The sequence below is a fragment of the Arthrobacter sp. GW822-FHT05G07 genome (assembly GCF_058799755.1).
Genome location: NZ_JBXALT010000004.1, coordinates 232,396 through 249,123 on the forward strand (window position 1 = coordinate 232,396; position 16,728 = coordinate 249,123).

12 protein-coding genes and 1 pseudogene are annotated in these 16,728 nt (G+C 62.8%); 7 read left to right on the forward strand and 6 right to left on the reverse strand.

All coding sequences use genetic code 11. The annotated features are described in order from the left end of the window. Positions 1-66: 66 nt before the first annotated feature. Positions 67-675 (reverse strand): annotated as a pseudogene (locus tag AC1RJY_RS08420) (dihydrofolate reductase family protein). 117 nt (positions 676-792) lie between these two features. Here AC1RJY_RS08420 and AC1RJY_RS08425 point away from each other — a divergent pair. Further along, positions 793-1,299 (forward strand): methyltransferase family protein, encoded by a 507-nt coding sequence (locus AC1RJY_RS08425; protein ID WP_498602108.1) that lies wholly within the window; start codon positions 793-795, stop codon positions 1,297-1,299. Positions 1,300-1,321: 22 nt separating this feature from the next. Here the strand turns inward: AC1RJY_RS08425 and AC1RJY_RS08430 are convergent, their stop codons facing one another. The 3 genes from AC1RJY_RS08430 to AC1RJY_RS08440 all read right to left on the reverse strand — a co-directional run bounded on the left by AC1RJY_RS08430 (position 1,322) and on the right by AC1RJY_RS08440 (position 5,652). Beyond that, the gene (locus AC1RJY_RS08430; RefSeq protein ID WP_014922884.1) at positions 1,322-2,374 is read right to left on the reverse strand and encodes a PDDEXK nuclease domain-containing protein; all 1,053 of its coding nucleotides are present in this window, start codon (positions 2,372-2,374) and stop codon (positions 1,322-1,324) included. Between the two features lie 48 nt (positions 2,375-2,422). Next, positions 2,423-3,532, reverse strand: coding sequence for a substrate-binding domain-containing protein (locus tag AC1RJY_RS08435; protein WP_026005707.1), 1,110 nt, complete (start codon positions 3,530-3,532; stop codon positions 2,423-2,425). 98 nt (positions 3,533-3,630) lie between these two features. Continuing rightward, positions 3,631-5,652: an outer membrane protein assembly factor BamB family protein gene (locus tag AC1RJY_RS08440; protein WP_498602109.1), complete on the reverse strand. Its 2,022-nt coding sequence runs from the start codon at positions 5,650-5,652 to the stop codon at positions 3,631-3,633. A 289-nt stretch (positions 5,653-5,941) separates the two neighbouring features. Here AC1RJY_RS08440 and AC1RJY_RS08445 point away from each other — a divergent pair, with 289 nt between their 5' ends. The 5 genes from AC1RJY_RS08445 to AC1RJY_RS08465 all read left to right on the forward strand — a co-directional run bounded on the left by AC1RJY_RS08445 (position 5,942) and on the right by AC1RJY_RS08465 (position 12,786). Further along, positions 5,942-7,255 (forward strand): ABC transporter substrate-binding protein, encoded by a 1,314-nt coding sequence (locus AC1RJY_RS08445; RefSeq protein WP_210065766.1) that lies wholly within the window; start codon positions 5,942-5,944, stop codon positions 7,253-7,255. A 69-nt stretch (positions 7,256-7,324) separates the two neighbouring features. Then, positions 7,325-8,257 carry a carbohydrate ABC transporter permease gene (locus tag AC1RJY_RS08450; RefSeq protein WP_014922888.1) on the forward strand — a complete coding sequence of 311 codons (933 nt, stop codon included), beginning with the start codon at positions 7,325-7,327 and terminating at the stop codon, positions 8,255-8,257. After that, positions 8,254-9,192 carry a carbohydrate ABC transporter permease gene (locus AC1RJY_RS08455; protein ID WP_014922889.1) on the forward strand — a complete coding sequence of 313 codons (939 nt, stop codon included), beginning with the start codon at positions 8,254-8,256 and terminating at the stop codon, positions 9,190-9,192. The genes AC1RJY_RS08450 and AC1RJY_RS08455 overlap by 4 nt, the downstream gene beginning before the upstream one ends. Further along, positions 9,189-10,202 carry a hydroxyacid dehydrogenase gene (locus AC1RJY_RS08460; RefSeq protein ID WP_498602110.1) on the forward strand — a complete coding sequence of 338 codons (1,014 nt, stop codon included), beginning with the start codon at positions 9,189-9,191 and terminating at the stop codon, positions 10,200-10,202. The genes AC1RJY_RS08455 and AC1RJY_RS08460 overlap by 4 nt, the downstream gene beginning before the upstream one ends. Before the next feature lie 154 nt (positions 10,203-10,356). Beyond that, entirely contained in the window at positions 10,357-12,786 is a 2,430-nt protein-coding gene (locus AC1RJY_RS08465) for an HAD-IC family P-type ATPase (protein WP_498602111.1), read from the forward strand. Here AC1RJY_RS08465 and AC1RJY_RS08470 read toward each other — a convergent pair. Beyond that, positions 12,768-13,178, reverse strand: a complete 411-nt coding sequence (locus AC1RJY_RS08470) for a hypothetical protein (protein WP_143711662.1) — start codon at positions 13,176-13,178, stop codon at positions 12,768-12,770. The two genes, AC1RJY_RS08465 and AC1RJY_RS08470, sit on opposite strands and share 19 nt — an antisense overlap. 133 nt (positions 13,179-13,311) lie before the next feature. Here AC1RJY_RS08470 and AC1RJY_RS08475 point away from each other — a divergent pair, with 133 nt between their 5' ends. Next, positions 13,312-14,892 carry an alkaline phosphatase D family protein gene (locus tag AC1RJY_RS08475; protein WP_498602112.1) on the forward strand — a complete coding sequence of 527 codons (1,581 nt, stop codon included), beginning with the start codon at positions 13,312-13,314 and terminating at the stop codon, positions 14,890-14,892. Between the two features lie 77 nt (positions 14,893-14,969). Here the strand turns inward: AC1RJY_RS08475 and AC1RJY_RS08480 are convergent, their stop codons facing one another. Beyond that, complete coding sequence (locus AC1RJY_RS08480; protein WP_011776221.1) at positions 14,970-16,496, reverse strand: GMC family oxidoreductase; 1,527 nt, start codon at positions 16,494-16,496, stop codon at positions 14,970-14,972. Positions 16,497-16,728 lie beyond the last annotated feature (232 nt).

The window sequence follows — 16,728 nt, forward strand, 5'->3', positions numbered from 1 at the left end:
TCTCGAAGTTCCTCTCCCCCCCCCCCCCCCCCCGCTTCTGTTGTGCTTGCAGTACTTGGTGCGCTGTTAGGCCTGGCTGATGTCGATGCCTGTGACCGGGGCGCCGGCCCGCTCGTAAACGAGGGCGACGGCGCCCTTCGCGAAGCCACGCGGTGGCTGCGCCAGGCGGAAGGCCGCGGGCACGCCGGCTCCGTCGGGGAACAGGCGCTTACCCGAGCCAAACGTGAGCGGGTAGAGGTACAAGTTGAGCCGGACCACGAGGTCTGCTTCGAGTAATGACCTGGCGAGGTCGCCGCTGCCGATGACGTGGATGTCTTGGAATCTGTCCTTCAAAGCTTCCACGTCCGTAACGTCCGGCAGTGCTGTGGTCCCTGTCCATCCGGGGTCTCTCAGGGTCCGCGAGACCACAAACTTCGGCAGGGCGTTGAAGGTGTCGGCAATGTGGTCACTCTGGTTGGGCCAGAACCCGGCGAAGATGTCATAGGTCCTGCGGCCCAGCAGCAGCGCGTCCATCCGGTCGATTCCTGCGACGATCGCCTAGCCGCTCTCCTCGTCCGAGTAAGCCGCCTGCCAACCTCCGAACTCGAAGCCGCCCGAGGTGTCCTCGTCGGGACCGCCCGGCGCTTGATACACGCCGTCGAGGGTGATGAAAAGGTCAACGGAGAGAATTCCCAGGGTGTGCTCCTCTTGGTGAGTTCTTCCAGGCCACTCTTTGATGCGCGCCATCCTAGTCCGGACGCCGAGTCGGCGGGAGGGTCGCGCGGTAAGCCGGGTGGGGCTATTCTGGCGCGCATGGCCCAGGCAAGCTCACCAGCACGTGCGTGGATCGGGACGGTTCTCTTCCTGTTCCTCGCCCCTGGCATCGTGGCAGGACTCGTTCCCGGGCTGATCTCCGGCTGGCGTTGGTTTGACTGGGGCTCAGCGTGGATTGTGATGTTCTTTGCGTGGAGCGCCATCGCTGCTGGGGTGGCCTTCCTCCTACACGCCTTCGCGTTGTTTGCTCTGCACCGCGGAACGCCCGCTCCTGTGGCTCCCACTGAAACGCTGGTGGTGAGGGGCGCCTACCGCTTTGTGCGCAATCCGATGTACCTCGCGGTGCTGAGCATCATTCTGGGCCAGGCACTGCTGTTCGGAAGTTGGGGGCTGGTGATCTATGCGGTGCTTGTCCTCGCCGCGGTAGTCGCGTTTGTGAAGGGCTACGAGGAACCAACCCTCACCGAGACCTACGGCGAGCAATACCTGAGCTACCGACGCCATGTCCCGGGGTGGTGGCCGCGGTTCACGCCGTGGCGGGGGTGACTTCAATTGTTGGCGTTACCGCCTAAGTGTGTTCGGTCTGTCCCTCGTCAGGTTCTGCCCATTCGAGGGCAGCGACCAGGTGGCTTTCGTTGGGCAGGGCTTGCTGTTCGGAGGCCGGGAGCTTGTCGTATGTATAGGCGGCGACTGCCATGGGTGAGGTTGACCGCCCGAGGCTGTACCTGACGCTGCGGTCGTTCTTAGTGCCGCAGATCAGGATGCCAATCGTTTCGTTGTGATGCTCCCGGCGAAGCATGTCATCCACAAGGGCAACGTAAAAGTTCAGCTTGCCGGCGTACTCAGGCTGGAACTTTCCTGTCTTGAGCTCTACGACGACGTACCGGTTCTGGTCCATGTGGAAGAACAGCATGTCGACGTAGTAGTCGTCGCCGTCGACATCGAAGTGGACCTGCCGGCCAACGAACGAGAATCCCGGCCCGAGTTCCCTGAGGGTTTCAGTGATTCGGCTGGTAAGGGCCAGTTCAAGGTCCCGTTCGGCGACTTCCCCCGACAGGCCGAGAAATTCGAAGCTGTAGGGGTCCTTGGCCACCTGCTGGGCCAGTTCGGAATCTTGTCCAACAAGCCGTTGGACAAAGTTCGATGGCGCCGCGCCTGTCCTTTCCAACGTCCGGTTCATGATCATGTTCAGCAGGACGTTGCGAGACCAGCCGTGGTCAACTGCGGCGCCAGCGTACAAATCCCGGTCCTCCGGCATGTCTAGTTTGTCCAACAGCACTGTGATGTGGCCCCACGGCAATTGTCCAACGGCTTGTTGGACAATTGAATCCGGCCAGGCGGCTGCGAATCCCCGCATATAGAAAAGGTTGGATCGCGATAGGCCCTTCATCTCCGGGAACTCTGCACGGAGGTCCTCGGCCAGGCGTCCCATGACCCCGCTCCCCCATTGCTCCGCCTGCTGGCGCTCCAACACAGTCTTCCCGATCGACCAATACAACTCGATCAGCTGTGTGTTGACGGTTCGACGGGCGGTCTGACGCGCATCGCGCACGCGTTTCTTGAGCGCGTCTAAGAGATCTTTGTAATCTGCGGGTAAAGCCAGGGCACGCGAATCAGTCATGCACACAAACCTATTGACCGCCACTGACATTTCTCAGAGCTGCTCCCCCTACTCCACGTCCTCCCCCGGCACGGTGGACTCCCGGATGATCAGTTTCGGGGCCAGGCTCACGCGGCGGAGGGCCGGCGAAACCGCAGAGCCGGTCTTTCCGGCAAGACGTTCCATGCACATGGCGACGGCGGCGTGGCCTACGTCCCGCTTCGGAGGGGCGACAGATGTCAGGGGCACGGGGGCGAGGTCCGCCACCTCGTCGTCGTAGGCCACGATCGCCAGGTCCTCCGGGACGTCAAGCCCCGATTCCTCGGCGAGGTTAATCAACGTGATGGCTTCCTCGTCCGGGAGCACCAGGGCCGCGTGCGTCTCAGTGCGACGGCAGTCTCTGAGGAATTTCGCGAACTCTTTTTGGTTGTTGCCTGCGCCCACCACTGAACGAACGTATTCCATGATGGGCGCATCAGTTTCGAGCCCCAGCTTGGCTACCATGCGCTCGTGGCTTTCACGGAGCCACGGCGCTGTGGGGCTGGTGGCGATGGCAAGCCCTATCCTGCGGTGGCCCAGGGATGCGAGGTGCTCAAGTGCAAGCTCGGCACCATAGCTGTGATCGGACATCACGGATTCGAACACCCGGCTTGAACGTTCCACGAGCACTACGGGGATTCGCAGCCCGGACAGCAGCTCGAACGTTGGAGATCCGGGTTCAAGGGATCCGGCGGTTGCCAACAGTATCCCGTCCACGGAGTTGGCCACCATGCGTTGGAGCTGCCGGTGTTCGTCCTCCGCGGAGTAGTTGCTGACCCCCAGAATCAGCCGGGCATTCAATCCCCTGGCGGCTGATTCCGCGCCGCGGATGACCTCCGGAAAGTAGTAGCCCGTGGTCGGGACAATAAGGCCCAGGGTCGCGAGAGGCTGGCGGGATCTCCTGTGAACAGTGTCGCCTTGCCGTTCGGAGGGGACGGGAACGGCACCGCCGTGGACCCGGCGCAGCAGCCCTTGGGCAGCAAGCTGCGTCAGGTCCCGGCGGATGGTCATGGTGGACAGCCCGGTCTTCTCCGCGAACCCATTGACGGTCAGGGATCCCCGCATTTCAAGCTCGCGCAGAATCTTCTCGTGGCGTTCGCCGCTAAGCATGCCCACCCTCTCCGGAATCCAGATGTTCAAACAAGCATAGGTGACCGTATGCACGTGCGTTGCGGGGCCCGCTCTGCGCGGTAAATACTCGCCAGAGAGCGCAAAGCAGGCCCCGCAACGCCGGGCACCTACCGCCGGGGGTGGTCGTTGATCCGCACGAGGTTCCTCCCACGCATGGTGTAGAGGTAGCCGTCCTCATCGTTGTTAATGTGCGAGCCGCTGTACCAAGCGCCGTCGATGTCGGCCACCACGGTGGCAAGCTCGAAGGTCTTCGGGTCGAAGCGGAAGACGTGGGTGTTGGAAACGCCATACACCGCGCCGCGGTTGGTGACCAGGGCCGCGAAGCCGTAGCAGACGGAGCTGATATCGGCTTGATGCACCACTTTGCGCTTCGGCAGGTCTATGACAAAAACGCTGCCCTTGCGGGAGATGCCGTAGAGATACTTCCCCTGCACAGCCAGGGCGGAGACGCCGGCACCCTGGCCTGGATCGATCCGCCACAGCTCCTTGCCCGCAATGGGATCGAACGCCACTACTGTCCCTGCCCCGGTGATGCCCGGGAGGCCGCCGCCTAAGTAGGCCATGCCCTCGCGGCTGGCAACAGCGCGAACCAGCTGGACGTCGTCGATGGGGTTGACGAAGAAGCCCTTCTTTCCGGTTCGGGGGTCGTAAGTCCACAGCGAACCGCCGCCTTCGGTGTCTGCCTGGGTGACTACCAGGACAAGCTTGTTGCTTTCGTCCCAGCAGACGTCCAGGGGCCGGTTCTGTTCCTTGGGGAACTCCGCCACTTGCGTGATCGAGTTTCCGTCAAGTGGGTTGTAGCTCCAGATGCCCTGGCCGCTGTATTGGCCTGTATAAAGGGCCCCATCCACAACGATCGCGTCCTTCGCCTCGCCGGGGGCCCTCATATTCGTGACGTTGCCATCCTTCAGCGAACGCCGGGCGATGACGCCATTGCCACCCACGTAGACGTAGCCCGCGCCAGCAGCAATTCCCATCACCGTTTGAGGATCAGAGCGTGCGCCAGCTTCGCCGAGGTCGGTGGTCTTGGTGGCGCCGGTTACGGGGTCGATCTCGGCGATGAAGCCATAACCGGAGGTGACCAGCAACTTCCCATCCCTGGAATCGACACCCCAGACTTCCCCGAGCGAGGGGCCCTCAAACGGCACGGCAGCGATCGTGTTCGATGCCAGCGAGTAGGCGAGTAGTCCGGTCTCGTTGGCGAAATAGACGTTGTCCCACATCACCGCGAAACTCTTGGCCACCTTGCCTTCCGAGACCGTCAGTGCGTACGACGAGTGGTTGGCCAGACTGAGAGCGGCCATCTTGGCGTTCTCCAACGATCCCGCGGAGCTGACCACAAGCTTGTCCCCCACCACTGCGAGGTCGCGAATGCTGGGATCTGGCAGGATTTCGGACGGAGTCACGTTGGTGAACTTCCTGGATGCTGTGTCGTAGGCGTAGAGGCAGGCCCGGCTGGCGCCACTTCCGCCGTTGAGCGTGCTGCCCGCGCCGAAGAACACCGTGGCGTCCGTCGCGGCTACGGCGCGGGCCAAGGTTGCTCCCGCGTCCGGGATGCCAAGACTCGCTACCTGGCCGGTGGCGGGGTTGTATTCCCACAGCGCTGGTGCGGTGCTGCTTCCGCCGCCAACTGCATAAAGCCGGCCATTGGGTGCAACGCTGATGTCCCGGACGTCCCGGTCTCCGATGTAGCCGATCGCCGTAGCCTTGGTGCCGAGACTTTTGAGGTCCCAACGGAACAGGTTCGGCAGCGTGCCGGCGGCTTTCTGGAGGACACCCGCGTAAAGGTACCGGCCTGAAGGATCGGCGGCCAACGTCTGGATGGAGTGGCCGTTGCTGAGTTCGGTTTGGCCGATGACCTTGCCCGTAGGGACGTGGAAGGCAATGATCCGGACCGGCTCCAGGTTGCGGGAACCGATGTACAGAACATCGCCAACCAGCAGGCCGCTCATCAGGGAGAACTGTACGACGGCGGGACCCAGGTCCAGGATTTCCGTCGCCTTGGGCTTGGAGCCCAGAAGGGCGGACGCCGACGCCGGTTGGCCGGCTGCCAGCCCGATGGCCGCGGCGAGTGACGCTGCTCCGCCTACTTGAAGGACTGACCGTCTGCTGATGTTCGATTTCTCCATTGGAATCCCTGTTCTTAGGTGATGGCTTTTCAGTAGTCGCCGTTTCGGGTGTCCAGAATTCATAACAGCGTAAAGCTGACAGCGTCCAGCATTTCTGTTCGTTCAAACAGAATTGACGGCGAAGTTCCACAGCCAAGTCAACAGAGACCTTTGAACTCGTCACTCGGCAATGTTTGAAAATGTTTGAAATCTTGTAGATGTTCGAAGCGGCGCGGTTACATGGATTCACCTCATGTGGCCCCAACCACACAAACCTTCTTCGCATCGCAAGTCTTCAAAGGAGAACACCATGAAGCGTCGTCATCTCTTTGCCGGAGTAGCTGGCTTGGCCGCCAGCACTCTGTTGCTGGCCGCCTGCGGTACTGGCCCCACCCCAGCGGCAGCGCCCACCCCCACGGAAGATCCCTCAGGATCCATCACCTTCTGGTCCTCGTTGGCAGGCATGGACAAAGTGGCCGAAGCGTTCAACGCCAGCCAGGACAAGATCAAGGTCAGCTTCGAAACCATCCCCAACGGTGCCAACGGTGGCTACGCAAAACTCTCCACCGCCATCACGGCAGGCAACGGCCCTGACGTAGCCACCATCGAATATCCGCAGCTGCCGCAGTTCGTCAGCAACAGCCAGGTGATCCCGCTCGATGGCTTGATCAACAAGGCCGAGACCGTGGACAAGCTCACGGACGAGACCAAGGCTTTGGTCCAGTTCGGTGAGAAAACCTACGCGCTTCCGTACGACGCAGCCCCCATGCTCATGTGGTACCGCCAAGACATGCTGGCAAAGGCCGGCGTCGAGGTCCCCAAAACCTGGGATGAATTCGAACAGGCCGGCAAAAAGCTCAAAGCCGTAGCGCCTGACTCCTACCTCGCCAGCTTCAACCCCAACGAGGTAGCGGCGAGCGCCGGATTGGCCTGGCAGGCAGGTGCCAAGTGGTTCGGCACCGAGGGTGACAGTTGGAAAGTGGGCGTCAATGATGAGGCCACGCAGAAGGTTGCCTCTTACTGGCAGAAGCTCATTGACCAGAAGATCGTCAAAGTCAGCCAAGCCTACAGTGACGAGTGGAGCCTGGACCTGGCCAACAGCAACGTAGTTGGCGTGCTGGGTGCCAACTGGAGCGCCACGGGCATCCAGAAGCGCACCGAGGCCAGCGGCCAGAAGGGCCAGTGGATCGCTGCGGAACTGCCGACGTGGGGCAACGAGTCCGGCGCCTTCTATGGCGGATCCAGCTTCAACGTGACCAAGAGCAGCAAGAATCCGGCCGCGGCCGCCAAGTTCGTCGAGTTCCTCACCACCAGCCAGGAAGCCATCAAGGCCCGCGGCAACACCGGCTCCGCTTTCCTTGCCTTCCCGGGCCTGACGCCGGTGGCGCAGAAGGCGTATGACGCCAGCTACTTCGGCAACGACATCTACGAGGTCTTCACCAAGGCGTACGGCACCATCACCCCGGGCTGGCAGTGGGGTCCCAACTGGGACATCACCAACACTGCGCTCAAGGACGCCTACGGCAAGCTGACCACGGGCGGTACCATCCATGACGCCGTGGATACTGCCCAGGACGCCACCGTGGCAAGCCTGAAGCAGGCCGGCCTTTCCGTCAAAGAGTAACTCCGCCACCGAATAGCCACACAGGCAGGGGGCCTCAGGATGAGGCCCCCTCCAAGCTAGGAGAATCCCATGGCCACCCAGGCCCTCACCACCACAGTGCGCCGCCGAGGCCGTGCACTGGCGGGAACCGGCGGAAGGACTGCCGCGCTGTTCCTGGTTCCCTTCTTCGCGGTCTTCGCGATCGCCATGATCGCACCGGTGATCTACTCCCTGGTGCTGAGTTTCCACTCGCAGCAGAAGTCCGGGCTGGGCTTCGGGGAAGCCAAGACGGTCTTCGTTGGACTTGAGAACTATGTGCAGGTCTTCCAGTCCGAAACGTTTGTGGAAGGCATCGCCCGCCTTGGCTTGTACTGCCTGATCTACATTCCCTGCATGGTGGGCGGCGCAGTGGTCTTCGCCCTCCTCCTGGATGCAACGGTGGCCAAGGCGCGCAAGCTCTTCCAGCTCCTGGTGTTCCTTCCCCACGCAGTACCCGGCGTCATCGCCGCCCTCATTTGGGCCTATCTCTACACCCCGGGTATCAGTCCGCTGATCCAGGCTCTCCAAGGCGGCGGGATCCAGATCAACTTCCTCGACGCGCACTTGGTTCTTCCGTCCATCGTGAACATCGGCGTCTGGGAGTGGACCGGTTACAACGTCATCATTCTGTTCACCGCTTTGCAGGCTGTTCCCCGCGAAATCCTGGAAGCCGCCCGCGTGGACGGTGCCGGCGAAATCCGCGCGGCCATCAGCATCAAGTTCCCGCTGATCCTTCCGGCGCTGAGCGTGATCATGCTCTTCACCATCATCGGAACCCTGCAACTGTTCACGGAACCGTCCATCATCTCCAAGGCCACAGCATCAGTCACCAGTACTTGGGTTCCCAACCTCTGGGCCTACGACGCGGCCTTCATCCGTCACAACCTCAACCAGGCCGCGGCTGCCTCCATCATCATCGCCGGACTGGCCGCAGTCCTGTCCCTGGCCGTCACCCGCCTTAGCTCCAGGATGAACAAATCATGAGCGCCTCAACTCTCCCCCGCCCCCGCACCACCCCGGACACAGCAACTCCCCGCCGCGCCGGATCCCGTTCCAACCGCACCGGATCCAGCTCCAACCGCGGCGGTGGCTTCGCCAGCAAGCTCACCGTCAACGGTCTCCTGATCATCGGCTCCGCCTACATGGTGGTACCGGTCCTGTGGCTGGTGTTCGCCTCCACCAAGAACGCGGCGGACCTCTACGGCACCAGCGCCTACGCTCTGGGGAACTTCTCCTTGTTCGAGAACATCGCCAACGTGGCCAAGCAGGACGGAGGCCTGTTCTTCCGATGGCTGGGTAACTCCGTGATGTATGCCGGTGTTGGCGCCGTGCTGGGCAGCCTGATTTCGGTGATGGCCGGCTATGCGTTCGACAAGTTCCAGTTCCGTTGGAAAGACTCACTCTTCGGTTTCGTCCTGGTGGGCGTCCTGATTCCCAACACGGCCACGGTGCTGCCCATGTACCTTCTGGCCTCCCTGGTGGGCATGACCAACACCATCTGGGCCGTCCTCATCCCAGTCCTGTGCAACCCCTTCGGTGTGTACCTGGCGCGGGTTTACTCCGCCAGCTACGTTCCTGCCGAAACCCTTGAAGCCGCACGCATGGACGGCGCCGGACCCATCCGGTCCTTCTTCTCCCTGGGCCTGCCCATGATGATGCCCGGCTACATCACCATTGCCCTGTTCCAGTTCGTGGGGGTGTGGAACAACTTCATGCTTCCCCTGGTGATGCTCCAGGACCAGCAATTGCTGCCCGTCAGCGTCGGCATCTCCATCTGGCAGGGCTACTCGGTACCGCAGCCTGAATTCACACCAATGGTCATCACGGGTTCTCTGCTGTCCATCATTCCGCTGCTGGTGGCCTTCATCATGCTGCAGCGTTTCTGGAAGTCCGGCCTCACTGCAGGGAGCGTCAAATGACAACAACATCACTGAACGTCGCACTGGCCATGGGTCCCGGCGTCGTAGACCGGGTCTTTCCGTCCCGCAGGCTGGAGGCCCTGGGACCGGGGCTGCGGCTGCTCAGCCCGACGCCCATGGAAGACTTCACCGCGCCGCATTCGCTGGAACTCCTTGCGGAGACGGACATCCTCATCACCGGCTGGGGATGCCCGAAACTGGACGCCGCTGCCCTGGCCGCGGCCCCGCGATTGACCCATGTCCTCCATGCCGGAGGCACGGTAAGGCATCACGTGGGCGAGGAATGTTGGGAAAGGGGCATTGAAATCAGCACGGCTGCCGATGCCAACTCCATTCCGGTTGCCGAATACACGGTGGCCATGATCCTGCTGGCCAACAAGAGAGTCCTGCAGATCGCCCGCAAGCTCCACACCGAGAGGGTGGAAATCGAGCCGGACCAGGTGTTTCCGGACATGGGCAACTTCGGCAAGCGGGTGGGCATCATTGGCGCCTCAAGGATCGGCAAGCACGTCATCCGCCTCCTGAAGTCCTACGACGTGAAGGTCTTCGTCTCCGACCCCTTCCTGGACCAGGCCGCGGCGGCCGCGCTCGGCGTCGAACGTCTTGGTCTGGAAGAGCTGGTGGCCACGTGCGATGTCGTCAGCCTCCACGCGCCGTCGCTCCCGTCCACCTACAACCTGATCCACCGGGCGCTGGTGGCGAGCTTCAAGCCGGGAGCCACCTTCATCAACACCTCCCGTGGCGAACTGGTTGATCAGGATGCGTTACTCGGGCGCATAGAACAAGGCGACCTCTACGCAGTCCTGGACGTCACTACGCCTTGGGTGCTGCCCGCGGACTCAGGCTTCTACACCCATCCCAACGTGCTGCTCACACCGCACCTGGCTGGTTCACTGGGCATGGAACTGGAGCGCATGGCGGTCAGCACCATCGAGGAAGCGCGCCGGATCTCCCGCGGCGAACCTCTCCTCCACAGGCTCAACGCCAAAGACCTCGCCTTCACCGCCTAACGGCCACTGACCGGCCACTGACCGGCCACGCCAGCCGGACAGCGACAGCCGACGACGACGACAGCGACTTAATGCCGCGCGGCTGGCATACTCATTCCCATCGCACGCCCTGTCCGATGACAATCCCTGAAGCGACCCAACAACGGGGGAATGAGTGGAACTCGAGAAGGATCAAGCAGGGGAAACCGTCCGGCAAAAGACGGCCTCCACTCAAGGACTGAGTACCGCCGAGGTCGCCGAGAGGGTCGCCGCGGGGCAAACCAACGCCTTCGTCCAGGACACCAGCCGCAGCGTGTGGAGCATCGTCCGCGCCAATGTGCTCACCCTGTTCAACGGCATCATCCTGGCCTGCTTCATCGTCCTTTTCGCGATTGGCCGCTGGCAGGATGCGCTCTTCGGATTCAGCGCGATAGCGAACGCGGTCATCGGCAGCGTCCAGGAGTACCGGGCAAAGCGGGCTTTGGACCGCCTGGCCCTGTTGAACGCCCCGCATGCCCGGGTGATGCGTGAAGGCTCGGAAGCAGAGATCGCGTTGGACGACGTTGTGCTGGACGACACCCTTGTCCTGAGGGCTGGGGACCAAGTCCCAGCCGACGGTTTAGTGTCCGGATCACGCGGACTCCAAGTGGACGAATCCATGCTGACAGGCGAATCCGATGCCGTAGAGAAGGAAATCGGGGATCGGGTGTTGTCCGGCTCTGTTGTGGTCGCCGGTGAAGGATCAGCGGTGGTGGATCGGGTGGGCGCAGATTCCTTCGCCAACTCGCTCGCCGCCGAAGCCAAACGGTTCTCCCTTGTAGCGTCGGAGCTCCGCTCCTCGATCGATCGCGTCCTGAAATGGGTCACCTGGTTCGTCGGTCCCGTGGCGTTGTTGGTTCTGAACGCACAGATGATTGCCCAGGGCGGGTGGGCCGAAGCCTCGGCAAGTGGAGCGTGGCGGGACGCAGCGACGGCGACTATTGCCGCCGTCGTCGCCATGGTCCCCCTGGGGCTGGTGCTGATGACCAGCATTACCTTCGCTGTGGGGGCGGTAAAGCTGGCCCGTCAGCAGGTGCTGGTGCAGGAGCTGCCCGCGGTGGAAGGCCTTGCGCGGGTGGACATTATTTGCCTCGATAAGACCGGAACCCTCACCCAGGGCGACATTGTTTTCGACGCCGTGCACCCGCTCACCTCTCGTCCGGGTTGGGAGTCGGTTCTTTCCTGGTATGGCGTGCAGAAAGATGCCAACGCAACGGCCCGCAGCCTCGCGGGGCACTTCAACGAGCCAGCCGGCCACCCGCTTGACCGGGTGCCCTTCTCGTCGGCCCGCAAGTGGAGCGCGGTGATTTTCGACGACGGGATGTGGATTCTGGGCGGCCCCGAAATGGTGTTCCCGGACCACGACTCCAGCGATCCCTTGAAGCGGCAACTTGCCACCCAAGCCGCGGAGTTGGCAACCACCGGTCGGCGCACGCTGGTCCTTGCCCACGGCACACCCACCGACGACGAGACCGTTCCGCCAGATGCTGTCCCCGTGGTCCTCCTGACGTTCAAGGAGAACATCCGTCCGGACGCTGCGGAGACGCTCACTTACTTCGCAGCACAGGAAGTGGATGTCCGGATCATCTCGGGTGACAACCCACAAACGGTGGCCGCGATCGCCCGGGAAGTCGGCCTGGATGCACCCCACGGTTTTGACGCCCGGGAGTTGCCGGATGACGATAAGGAGTTCCTGGACGTCATCAACAACAACGTGGTCTTCGGCCGGGTGACACCTGACCAGAAGAAGCGGATCGTCGTGGCACTGAAGGCTGCAGGCCGCACTGTTGCCATGACTGGCGACGGCGTGAATGATGCCCTTGCCATCAAAGAAGCGGACATCGGTGTCGCCATGAATTCCGGTGCCGCCGCCACCAAGGCAGTGGCCCGGCTGGTGCTCTTGGACGGCAAGTTCTCGCACCTGCCCAGCGTGGTGGCCGAGGGCCGGCAGGTCATTGCCAACATCGAGCGCGTCTCCATGCTTTTCCTTACCAAGACGGCCTACGCGACGTTCCTGGCCATCGCGTTCGGCATTCTCCTTCTGCCTTTCCCGTTCCTTCCCCGGCAGCTCTCGGTGACTGACGGCCTGACCATCGGCATTCCGGCGTTCTTCCTGGCCTTGCTGCCCAACGCCCAGCGCTACGTTCCCGGTTTCCTGCGGAGGTCACTCACGTTCGCCGTGCCAGCGGGTGTGGCCGTGACCCTGGGCCTGGCCTCCTACGCCCGGCTCGCCGCGAACCTGCAAATTCCGGAAGCGGAGATCAGGACCGGGTCCACACTCATCCTGGCGATCATCGGCATCTGGATCCTGGTGGTGCTCTCGCGACCGGTCACCCGGTTCAAAGGGATGGTCATCGGCGCCATGATGATCGGGCTGGTAGTCGTCTATTCCGTGCCGATTGCCCGCGATTTCCTCCAGTTCACCGACCCAACGCTGCCCACGGCGCTACTCGTCCTGGGAACATCCGTGGCTTGTATCGCGCTGATCGAGATTGTCCGCTTCGTGCACCGCCGTGTTGCCTACCGGGACGCCCAGGAGGCCCTGCGTCAACGAGTCTCGAAGTAGCGCCGCCCGCGGCCGACCCACAGCGGGATAACTACGGCCACCGTTGCGATGGATTGCGAGATCACAGCGGACCAATCTCCATCAGAGGCAATAATCAGGTCCAGCACGGCAAAGGCCAGGCCGAGCAGCATGACCGCTGTTGCGCCGCGACGGGCTGCCTCGCTTCCCCGCGCCACTCCGGATGCCAGTCCGATCACCAACAAGCCGAACAGGATCATGCCTGCACCTAGCAACGTGATGGGCAGGGCAATGCCACCGGACTGGGCCTCCGGCGTGTAGCGCAGGAAAATCGTCAGGATCCCCAGAATGATTTGGGCGATGCCACCGATGTACATCAGCACCACAGAGAACGTCACCGCACCAGGCCGCTTAGGGCTTTCCCCCGTCGTCATGAACTGAGCATAGACGAGCCCTCATCACGGCCAGCACTGATTTAGCCCGGGATAACAACTTTTGTCACACAATTAACCGCTGATTCACGCCACCCTTGAGCTCAGTCAACCCAGGCTACCTAGGGTCGGGTAAATGGAAAACATCTCACGCAGGTCCCTCATCTCGGCCGGCCTCGGCGCCGGACTCGTCGCCGCCTTGCCAGGCACCGCCGTCGCCGTTTCAACAGCTGACGACGCCGGCCTCCGCACCGATCCGTTCACCCTCGGCATTGCGTCGGGCGAACCATGGCCCGACGGCTTCGTCATCTGGACCAGGCTTGCCGTGAACCCCGTGGCCGAAGATGGCCTGGGCGGGATGCCCACCCGCAACGTCGCCGTCGCTTGGGAAGCCGCAGAAGACCCTACGATGCGCCGGGTAGTAGCCCGCGGCGTCGAACATGCAAGGCTCGAAACCGCCCACTCGGTTCACGTCGAACTCAAGGGCCTCAAGCCGGGCCGGGAATACTTTTACCGTTTCCGTACCGGGCGGCACATGAGCGAAGTTGGCCGCAGCCTGACAAGCCCGGCGCCCGGCGAGACCCCCGCCGTCCTGGCTATGGCGTTCGCCAGTTGCGCCCAGTACGAGCACGGCTATTTCACAGCGTATAAGCGCCTGGCCGAGGACCACCCGGACCTGGTGCTCCACCTTGGCGACTACCTCTACGAGTACAAGAAGGGCAGCTACGTGATCGGCGGCGGCAACCCCCGCGATCATGAAGGGCCGGAGACCGTCAGCCTCGCGGGCTACCGCCAGCGGCACGCCCAATACAAGGCCGACGCCGATCTGCAGGCTGCGCACGCAATTGCGCCTTGGCTGGTGGTATGGGATGACCACGAGGTGGACAACAACTGGGCCGACGAAATCCCCGAGAACAGCGATGCGGGCCAGATGAACGACACCACCGAACGTTTCCGTCAGCGTCGTTCAGCAGCATTCCAGGCGTACTACGAGAACATGCCGCTGCGTTCGTCATCGGTTCCGGCTGGATTCGACATGAAGATCTACCGCACCATCCAATGGGGCCAGCTAGCCAACTTCCACATGATGGACACGCGGCAATATCGGGACGATCAGCTCGCCGGTGACGGCTGGCGGAAGAACGTCGCCGAGCGCCTGGACGAGAACCGCACCATCACCGGTGCTGATCAAGAGAAGTGGCTGCTGGACGGATTCAAGGGCTCAACGCAGCGATGGGACATCTTGGGCCAGCAGGTTTTCTTCGCCGAGCGAGATCGGGACAAAGCGCCGAACATCGACGATGTTTCCATGGACGGCTGGGACGGCTATGCCGCTTCCCGCCGCCGCATCACCCAAGGCTGGGTGGACGCCAAGGTGCGCAACGCCGTCGTACTGACCGGCGACGTCCACCGGCACTGGGCCGCCGACCTCAAGGTCGACTACAAGGACCCGGCGTCGCCTGTGGTTGGTTCGGAACTGGTGTGCACTTCCATCACTTCCACGGGCGATGGCACCGGATCCACCACCGATCCGACCATGGCCTGGAACCCGCATTTGAAGTTCTACAACGACAACCGCGGCTACGTGAACACGCGCATCACGAAAGACGCCATGACCGCGGACTTCCGGGTACTGGACTACGTCACCACGCCGGGCGCTCCGGTCAGCACCAAGAAGTCCTACACCATCAACGATCGCGTCCCGGGCCTCGCCTGACCCTGGTTCACCCATGGAGGGGACAGCACGTGCTCCAATGAGGGCTCATTGCGACGTGTGCTGTCCCCTGGTTGGGATTACGCGCCCAGGATCAGCCCCGCCGCCTTCTCCCCGATCATGATGGACGGGGCGTTCGTGTTGCCGCTGGGCACAAACGGAATGATGGACGCATCTGCCACCCGGAGCCCATCGATTCCGCGGACCCGGAGCTGCGGATCCACCACCGAGAGGTCGTCCACGCCCATCTTGCAGGTGCCAACCTGGTGGTGGTACGTTCCGGCGACCTGGCGGGCAAACTCCCGGACCTGATCCCGGGTTTGCATGGCAGGGCCGGGCGTGAACTCTGACTTCCGGAACGGGGCAAACGCATCCTGCTGGCCGATCTCGCGGCACAGAACGATCGCGTCCACCAGCGCTTCAACGTCATACTCATCCGCCAGGATGTTCGGATCCACCAGTGGGGCCGCAGCCGGATCAGCCGAGGCCAACCGCAAAGAGCCACGCGACCGGGGGCGAACAATCCCCGGCGCAATGGTGTAGCCGTGCTCGGGAGCAGCCCCGCCGTCTGTTGGATAGGGCAGGTGGAGGAAGAGCGGTTGCAGGTCCGGCGCTTCTTCGTCCGTCTGATTGCTGTGGGCATAGAGCTGGCTTTCCAGGAGGTTGTGCCGGCCGGCCACCAAGGGTTCCTTCGTCTCGTAGATGTTGCCCGCCAACAAATGGTCGTGGAGGTTCTCGCCGACCCCGGGCAAGTCCACCACCGAGTCGATCCCCAGCTCCCTCAGCTGCCCGGAGGGACCAATACCGGAGAGCAGCAGGAGCTTCGGGGAGCCAATAGCGCCGGCGCTGATGATCACCTCAGCGCCCCCTTCCGCACGAAGCACCTCACCGTCGACGTGATATTCGACGCCGGTGGCGCGTCCGCCGTCGACGACGATCCGCGTCACCACGGCGTCTGTGGTGACCTTCAAGTTTGCGTGGTCCAGCACCGGGGCCACGAAACTCTGCCACGCACTGGCGCGCCTGCCGTCTTTGGTAGTGGTGTGGTTGAACCCGACGCCTGTCATCTGGATTCCGTTGAAGTCTTCGGTTTCCATATGGCCGAGTGCCTTGGCCGCGTCCACGAAAGCCTGGGCAACCGGGTGCCTCTCGGCGATCCGTTCAACGTGCAGCGGCCCGCCCTTGCCATGGAATTCGCTGGCGCCGTCCGCGTGGTCCTCGGATTTCTTGAACAACGGCAGGACCTCGTCCCAGGACCAGCCCTCCGCTCCGTTGGCAGCCCAGGAGTCGTAGTCGTTCTTGTGTCCGCGAATGTAGATCATGCCGTTGAGCGAGCTGCTGCCGCCAAGGACCCTGCCGCGCGGCCAGTACAGGCTGCGGTTGTTGGCGTGCTTCTGCGGAGTGGTCATGACCGCCCAATCGTTGGCGCCGGTCAGCAGCAGCGGCCACCCTTGGGGACTGTGGATGTTGGGATCGGCGTCCACCGATCCGGCCTCGACAACGTGGACGGTGTTTCCGGCGTCGAGCAAACGGCGGACAACCACACTTCCGGCCGAGCCTGCGCCGACCACCACGTAGTCCGCACGATGGGTTTGGTTTTCAGCCATGGGGTTCCTCCTTGAACGGGGCGTGAAGGTGAGCTTTCACCAGCAGTCTGCCGCGGATCGCCGTCGGGAATCTTGACCTGCCGCGCACAGCAGTGCGCACCATCCGCACGCTTGTGATGCGGATCACGGCAAGGCCGGCAATCGTGGGACACTGGAAGAGCCGCCACCTACGTCCCGCAGCGTCATTTCAAAGGAGAGCCGACGTGACCGGTGCCATCGCCAAACAGCCACG